Source organism: Vibrio variabilis (genome assembly GCF_003263785.1).
Taxonomy (GTDB): Bacteria; Pseudomonadota; Gammaproteobacteria; order Enterobacterales; family Vibrionaceae; genus Vibrio; species Vibrio variabilis.
Genome location: NZ_JYJK01000123.1, coordinates 1 through 7,838, shown reverse-complemented (window position 1 = coordinate 7,838; position 7,838 = coordinate 1). Strand labels below are relative to the sequence as shown.

Annotated in this window: 6 protein-coding genes and 1 pseudogene; 3 read left to right on the top strand and 4 right to left on the bottom strand. The window is 48.1% G+C overall.

Features of this window, described 5'->3' with window-relative positions; translation table 11 throughout:
* The 4 genes and pseudogenes from TZ48_RS20390 to TZ48_RS20375 form a co-directional block, all read right to left on the bottom strand.
* The coding region (locus TZ48_RS20390) for an aconitase family protein (protein WP_239671013.1) at positions 1-1,104 on the bottom strand (1,104 nt) is incomplete at its 3' end.
* Positions 1,105-1,124: 20 nt separating this feature from the next.
* Complete coding sequence (prpC, locus tag TZ48_RS20385; RefSeq protein ID WP_112480464.1) at positions 1,125-2,255, bottom strand: bifunctional 2-methylcitrate synthase/citrate synthase; 1,131 nt, start codon at positions 2,253-2,255, stop codon at positions 1,125-1,127.
* Between the two features lie 111 nt (positions 2,256-2,366).
* A pseudogene (gene prpB, locus TZ48_RS20380) lies at positions 2,367-3,283 on the bottom strand (methylisocitrate lyase).
* Between the two features lie 67 nt (positions 3,284-3,350).
* Positions 3,351-4,043, bottom strand: a complete 693-nt coding sequence (locus TZ48_RS20375) for a GntR family transcriptional regulator (protein WP_239671012.1) — start codon at positions 4,041-4,043, stop codon at positions 3,351-3,353.
* 295 nt (positions 4,044-4,338) lie between these two features.
* On the opposite strand from TZ48_RS20375, the gene TZ48_RS20370 reads away from it, so the two are divergent.
* From TZ48_RS20370 to TZ48_RS20360, 3 genes are all read left to right on the top strand, one after another.
* Positions 4,339-5,313 (top strand): tripartite tricarboxylate transporter substrate binding protein, encoded by a 975-nt coding sequence (locus TZ48_RS20370; RefSeq protein ID WP_112480462.1) that lies wholly within the window; start codon positions 4,339-4,341, stop codon positions 5,311-5,313.
* 258 nt (positions 5,314-5,571) lie between these two features.
* Positions 5,572-6,069: a tripartite tricarboxylate transporter TctB family protein gene (locus tag TZ48_RS20365; RefSeq protein WP_042501327.1), complete on the top strand. Its 498-nt coding sequence runs from the start codon at positions 5,572-5,574 to the stop codon at positions 6,067-6,069.
* Positions 6,070-6,078: 9 nt separating this feature from the next.
* Positions 6,079-7,605: a tripartite tricarboxylate transporter permease gene (locus TZ48_RS20360; RefSeq protein WP_112480461.1), complete on the top strand. Its 1,527-nt coding sequence runs from the start codon at positions 6,079-6,081 to the stop codon at positions 7,603-7,605.
* Positions 7,606-7,838 lie beyond the last annotated feature (233 nt).

Sequence of the window (7,838 nt, the reverse complement as noted above, 5' to 3'; positions counted from 1 at the left end):
CGCCAAGGTGCGCTCAACGCTTGATAAATCAAACTCCAGCACGCGTTCATACTCTGCGTTAACTAACTCATCAACCCAAAGACCGGTTTGTTTGGCGTATTGTTCCACCAACTTAACCTGCTCATCCTCACGGCCTGTGAGTTTTAGATAGTTGATGGTCTGCTCGTCGATGTAAAACATACCCGCCGAGGCTCCGTATTCAGGCGTCATGTTCGAAATCGTTGCACGGTCACCGATAGTAAGCTGCTTAGTGCCTTCGCCAAAAAACTCTAGATAACTAGACACCACTTTTTGACCACGCAAAAACTCCGTTAATGCGAGCACAATATCGGTCGCTGTTATACCCGGCTGACGCTCTCCAGTGAGCTTAACACCGACAATATCCGGCAAGCGCATCATAGAAGGTCTACCCAGCATCACCGTTTCTGCCTCTAGGCCACCGACACCTATGGCTATCACGCCTAGCGCATCGACGTGAGGCGTATGGCTGTCGGTACCGACACAGGTATCAGGAAACGCGACACCGTTTTTCACCTGCACCACTGGGGACAATTTCTCAAGGTTGATCTGGTGCATGATGCCGTTACCAGCTGGCACCACACTGACATTCTCGAATGCGGTTTTGCACCACTCAATAAAGTGGAAACGGTCTTCATTACGGCGCTCCTCGACTGCACGATTTTTTTCAAAGGCATCAGGGTCAAAGCCTGCATGCTCAACCGCAAGGGAGTGATCAACAATCAGCTGAGTCTCTACCACCGGGTTTACTGCCGCTGGATCGCCGCCTTGAAGCGCGATAGCATCTCGTAAACCCGCTAAATCCACTAATGCGGTCTGCCCCAAAATATCGTGGCAGACCACGCGCGCTGGATACCAAGGGAAATCTTTGTCACGTTTGCGATAAATAAGCTGAGATAGGCACGCTTCTAGCTCCGAAGGCTCGCAGCGGTGCACTAAATTTTCAGCCAGCACTTTCGCTGTGTATGGCAGGCGCTCAAACGCGCCCGGTTCAATATCATTGACGGCCGCTTGCGCATCAAAATAATCAAGCTGAGTACCGGGAAGCGGTTTGCGATATTGATAGTTCATAGTGTTATTCGACATATTCACATCCTTCCCTAGCACTAATCACGCGCTTCGATAGGCGTCCATTCTCTAGCCTCAGGGCCATCATAATCAGCACTCGGACGAATGATGCGGTTGTTAGCACGCTGCTCGTAAACATGCGCAGCCCAGCCCGTCAAACGGCTCATGACAAAGATTGGGGTAAACAGCTTAGTTGGGATATCCATGAAGTGATAAGCAGAGGCATGGAAGAAGTCCGCATTACAGAACAGCCCCTTTTCACGCTTCATTACCGATTCAACACGCACAGAAACGTCATAGAGGTAAGTATCACCGACCGCCTCAGACAGCTCTTTTGACCAGCGCTTAATCAGCGCATTGCGCGGGTCGCTTTCGCGGTATATAGCATGGCCAAAGCCCATGATTTTGTCTTTGTTGGCAAGCATCTGCAGGATGTTCGCCTCTGCTTCATCGGCGGTTCTCCAATCTTGGATCATGTCCATCGCTGCTTCATTAGCACCGCCGTGAAGTGGTCCTCGAAGCGTACCGATAGCGGCGGTGATGCAAGAGTGAATATCAGATAGAGTGGAAGCGCAGACTCGCGCAGCAAAGGTAGAGGCATTAAACTCATGCTCTGCGTAGAGAATGAGTGAACAATGCATGACTTGCTTGTGAAGTGCAGATGGCGCTTTATCGGTGAGCATTTTCAAAAAGTAGCCCCCAATGCAATCTTCACTTTGATCTTCGGTATCGATGCGCACACCATCATGACTAAACCGATACCAATAACAGATGATCGCAGGGAACAAGGCAAGCATTCGCTCTGTCGCTTGCTGTTGCTCGGAAAAATCCAGCTCTTGCTCAAGATTACCCAACACCGAGCAGCCCGTGCGCATCACATCCATCGGGTGCGCATCGGCTGGAATTAACTCAAGCGCTTGTTTGAGCGCGTCTGGCAGGCCGCGCAGCCCGACTAGAATCGTTTTATAATCATCCAACTCTTTTTGATTGGGTAGATGCCCGCGCAGCAGCAAATGCGCGACCTCTTCGAACTGAGCATTGTTTGCCAGATCGGTAATGTCATAACCTCGGTAGGTTAGTCCGGTTCCAGATTTACCCACAGTACATAGCGATGTGGTACCTGCACTTTGGCCTCGTAGACCTGCTCCACCAATGGCTGAATTTGGCATGTTGAACTCCTTTTCCCGCCTATCGCCCTTTTAGGGTCTTTTCTAGCGGCGTTTCGTTATTGGATTAAATGTGTCTTGCTAATTTTTGCGTTTCGATTTTTAACGGACAAATCAGGATTTGTTGTCAGCAAACAACTGATCCAACTTGTCTTCGTAACTGTGGTAATTCAAATGCTCATAAAGCTCTGCACGGGTTTGCATTTGTGATGTTAGCGCTTCTTGATTGCCTTCAGTGAGCAAGTGCTGGTAGACGTTCTCTGCGGCTTTGTTCATCGCTCTGAAGGCTGACAATGGGTAAAGCACCATATCCACGCCAACACTGGCGAGCTCTTCGCAGCCAAATAATGGCGTCTGGCCAAACTCTGTAATGTTGGCAAGAATAGGAACATCTTTGCCCGTTGCGCTTGAAAGTGCTGACTTGAATTGTTTGTAGTGATCGAGTGAAGTCATCGCTTCAGGGAAGATCATATCTGCGCCCGCTTCCACACACGCAATAGCTCGCTCAATGGCTTTATCCATTCCCTCTACGGCAAGCGCATCAGTACGCGCCATGATGACAAAGCTTGGGTCGGTTTTGGCATCTACCGCGGCTTTTACGCGATCAACCATCTCTTGTAGCGTAACAATCGCTTTGTTAGGTCTATGGCCACAGCGCTTTTGTGCCACTTGGTCTTCAATATGAACGGCAGCCGCTCCGGCTTTTTCCATTGCTTTGATAGTGCGAGCAATGTTGAAGCGCCGCCAAAACCTGTATCAATGTCCACCAGCAATGGTAAATCACAAGCGTTGGTAATCCTCTCAACATCGACTAGCACATCGTTGAGCGTCGTAATGCCAAGGTCTGGCAAGCCGTAAGATGCGTTAGCGATACCGCCACCAGAGAGATAAATCGCTTGATGACCAACATTTTTCGCCATCATCGCGCAGTACGGGTTTACTGTACCGACAACTTGAAGCGGGTTGCCTTTAGTGACGGCGTCACGAAATCTTTGTCCCGGGGATAATCGTTGACCTAGTGAAGATGACATACGTGTCTCCTTGTCCTTTTGTTTTTATGTGCTCATGGCTTTCTATCAAAGTCAGGCACATCGATATTCACGTTACTTGATTTAGATTTTGTTCTATTAAGGCTTTGCTTCTGGAGATGTGTCTTCTCATCAATAGCTCGGCCAGTTCTTGGTCACGGTTTTTAATCGCATCCAAGATAAATAAGTGCTCTTTCAATGCCGCCTCTGGTCTTGATTGGGTTCGTGGCGACTGATAACGGTACATTCGCAGCAAGTGGTATAACTCATTGCAAAGCAAATGAACCAGTTGGCTATTTTGACTCGCTTTGATAATTCGATAATGAAAGTCAAAATCTCCGTGCTGGTGGAAGTAAGAGGCGCCAGCGACTTCATCGATATGCTCAGAGTGGCGACCCAATAAGCCTTCTAGCTCTGCGACTTCTTCATCACTAATATGGGCAGCCGCTAGGCGAGCAGCCATACCTTCCAACGCTTCTCGTACCGAATAGAGCTCAACGAGTTTGTGCTGAGTCAGCGTGATGACCCGCGCTCCTACATGAGGAATTCGCTCAATCAGTCCCAACCCTTCAAGCCTCATGATCGCTTCTCGGAGTGGTCCTCGACTGACCTCAAATCGCTTCGCGAGCTCTGGCTCAGAGATCTTACTGCCCGACTCAATTCGTCCTTCGACAATCTCTTCTATTAGTTGCTCTGTTAAATTTTCGGACTTCGTTGCTTCTTTAGAAGCGGCCACGTCACCGATCGCAAACTCTGTACTCATCTCTTCACTTACCCACTCGTCTAACAACATTGTTGACAATAAATAGTAACTGATGACTATTTAAGCAACTCGCCGTCTAATTATCAACCACATTGTCGACAATGTAGACTAATGTCTAACGTTAACGTCAAGCTGTGAACTTTATGAACAAAATTGAATTAATGCACTTTATCCTCAATATCGCCGCTTTATTGATGACCAATTAACAATTACATAACCTTTTGACTAACCCAAAGAGGTCACGCCAGATCCCTCCAAGCTGGCAGACAATAAAGTCAACATAAGGAACGTGAACATGTTTAACGCATTGAAACCTACCCTCGCGGCGTCTATCGTCGCTGCTACCCTCTCTTTTGGCAGCTATGCTGCGGATCTGGATAAGATTCACTTCTTGATCCCTGGCGGTGCTGGTGGTGGTTGGGATATGACCGCACGTGGCACGGGTGATGTGTTAGTGAAAGCAGAGATTGTCGACAATGTCTCTTTTCAGAACTTATCTGGTGGTGGTGGCGGTAAAGCCATTGCTCACTTAATCGAAACAGCTGAGCGTCAAGAAGATACCTTGATGGTCAATTCCACCCCTATTGTTGTTCGCTCACTCACTGGTGTATTCCCTCAATCTTTCCGCGATCTAACACCTGTTGCTGCAACGATTGCTGACTACGGTGCGATTGTCGCCCCTGCCGATTCTCCATATAACACATGGGAAGATGTGGTTGCAGACTTCAAAGAGAATCCACGTAAAGTCAAAATCGCCGGTGGCTCTGCACGAGGCAGCATGGATCATTTAGTGGTCGCGGCGGCGTTTAAAGGTGAAGGTTTTGATGCAAAGAAAGTTCGCTACATCGCTTATGATGCAGGCGGCAAAGCCATGGCGGCGCTACTTTCAGGCGAAACACAGCTATTGTCGACAGGTCTAGGTGAAGTGCTTGAAATGTCTAAGTCTGGACAAGTCAAAGTACTTGCTGTTACTGCACCTAAGCGTCTTGAAGCGGCTCCGGATATTCCAACTCTAACAGAATATGGTAACGAAACCGTCTTTGCTAACTGGCGCGGTTTCTTCGCTGCACCTGGTGCGAGTGAAGAGAAAGTGAAAGAGTGGAACGCGGCGCTAACTAAAATGTACAGCACCGATGAATGGGCAGTGGTACGTGACCGCAATGGTTGGATTGACAACTACAAGCCTGATCAAGACTTCTATAAGTTCCTAGAAGACCAAGAAAAGCAAATGGGTACGCTCATGACTGAACTTGGCTTCCTTAACAAGTAACCATACCGGAGGGGTTCGCCCCTCCTCGACTCAAATACGTTACGTATATTCAACGTACACCAATTTTTGCCGTATATAAGCGACAATCTCGACTCCTTCAATTCTGGATTGTTCACGTTAGCAGTACTGACCCCTTAATCTCCTGGGGAAAGATTTATCCGGGTAAAGGCTCTTTGTCCTGAGGCAATTTACCCAGTTGGTCGCCGCTCATCGACCCTTATATACGGTCTTTTCTTTATTCACTATTTGGAGTGAGTTATGTCCGATTTCACCTCTAAGCTGTTCACAAAAGAGAACTTGCTGTCTCGTGATCGTGTAGGTGCGATGATTTTTTTGATCCTGTGTTTGTGCTACGGCTACCAAACATCGCTGATCCCTATGTTTCCCGGTGACGAATACGAACCCTTCACCGCACGCACCTTGCCTACCATTTTGACGTTTGTCGGCGTTGGCCTATCGATACTACTGCTGATTACTGGCCAACCTGACCAAAAAAGCAATGACGAGCAACGCTTCAACTGGAAACTACTCATTGGCTTTTTGATCTTGATGGCTGGATACGGATTAGGATTGACCTATCTGGGATTTGTACTCGCGACAAGCTTCTTCCTTTTAGCAGGGTTCTATCTATTGGGCGAGCGTCGTAAAGCCGTGTTGTTTGGCGCTTCATTCCCTTTTGTTATCGCATTTTATCTATTACTCACTCAAGGTTTGGATATCTACCTTGAGCCTGGAATCATATTTACGATCTGGTAGGACACCATTATGTTAGACGGAATTTTACAAGGCCTTTCCACGGCCGTGATGCCTATGAACATCATGATGATGATCGTTGGCTGTTTTGTTGGCACCTTTATCGGCATGCTCCCAGGTCTGGGTCCAATTTCAGCTATCGCGCTGATGATCCCTATTACGTACGGACTTGACCCTTCATCGGGACTCATTCTCATGGCGGGCGTGTACTATGGCGCCGTTTTTGGCGGTTCAACCTCCTCTATTTTGATCAATGCCCCAGGCTGTTCATCGACAGTGGTCACTGCTTTCGATGGCTATCCTATGGCACAAAAAGGCCAAGCGGGTAAAGCATTGGCGCTGGCTGCCTACTCTTCGTTCACGGGTGGTACATTGTCCGCCATTATGTTGCTGTTTGCTGCTCCAGCATTGGCAAAAGTCTCTCTGAGTTTCCAGTCTTCTGACTATTTCGCATTGATGCTGCTTGGTCTATCGGCAGTCGCAGCGTTCGCGGGCAAAGGCCAAGTGCTGAAAGCGTGGATGATGGTAGTACTCGGACTGATGCTGTCTACAGTCGGGATCGACAAAGGTGTCGGCGTTGAGCGCTTTACCTTTGGTCTGACTGATCTTATGGATGGCTTTAGCTTCTTATTATTGGCAATGGCAACTTTCGCGCTGGGCGAAACCTTAATGGGTATCCTAAAACCAGAACAAGATACACGCCAAGATGAACAGAAAAAGCTCAGTGATATCGGTAGCATGAAAATTACCAAAGAAGAAATTAAAGAAGTCGCGCCTGTATCTATACGCTCTTCTATTCTTGGCTTCTTTACTGGCGTCCTTCCGGGTGCAGGTGCAACGATTGCTGCGTTCCTTTCTTACGGTATGGAACGTAACCTTGCGCCCAAAGAAAAGCGTGAAGAGTTTGGTAAAGGCAGCATTCGTGGGTTGGTTGCTCCTGAGTCTGCGAACAACGCGGCATCCAGTGGTTCATTCGTGCCACTGCTGACACTTGGTATTCCAGGTTCAGGTACAACCGCAATCATGCTGGGTGCACTGATCGCTTATGGTATTCAACCTGGACCACGTTTGTTTGTAGAGCACCCAGATGTCTTCTGGTCAGTTATTATTTCGATGTACTTTGGCAACATTGTCCTAGTGATTTTGAATCTACCTTTGATTCCTTATATCTCGAAGCTGCTAGCGGTTCCTAGAACAGTGTTATTGCCAATGATTTTGTTCTTCTCTATTACTGGTGTGTATCTCGTTTCGTTCAATACGATGGATGTGTTTATCATGCTGTTGATTGCAATGGCTGCGATAGCACTGCGACTGGCTAACTTCCCGCTGGCCCCATTACTGCTTGGCTTTATCCTTGGTGGCTTGATGGAGGAGAACCTTCGACGTGCGCTTATGATTAGTGATGGCGAGCTTAGCTTCTTGTGGGAGCGCCCTATTACGTTGACGTTTACAGTGTTGGCTGTATTGGTGTTAATTGGGCCATCCATTTTCTCGTTGATGAAGAAGTGGTTTTATCAGCCGAAGAAGGTTGAGTCTTAACAACTCGCTTCACCTATGGAAACATAAGCGATGCGCAGCGAGCCCTTAGCTCCTCCCCTTAATAAGGGGAGGTTGGGAGGGGTGCTCTTTTCAGCTCTATAGCCTTTTAAGCTACTAGTAAAGAGCCTAAGAGCACCCCCTCTAACTCCCCCTTATTAAGGGGGAGAACTACAGGCTAGCGTCTATCGCCGCTTCGCCTTCGAAAACAAAAGCGATGCGCAGCGAGCCTTTTT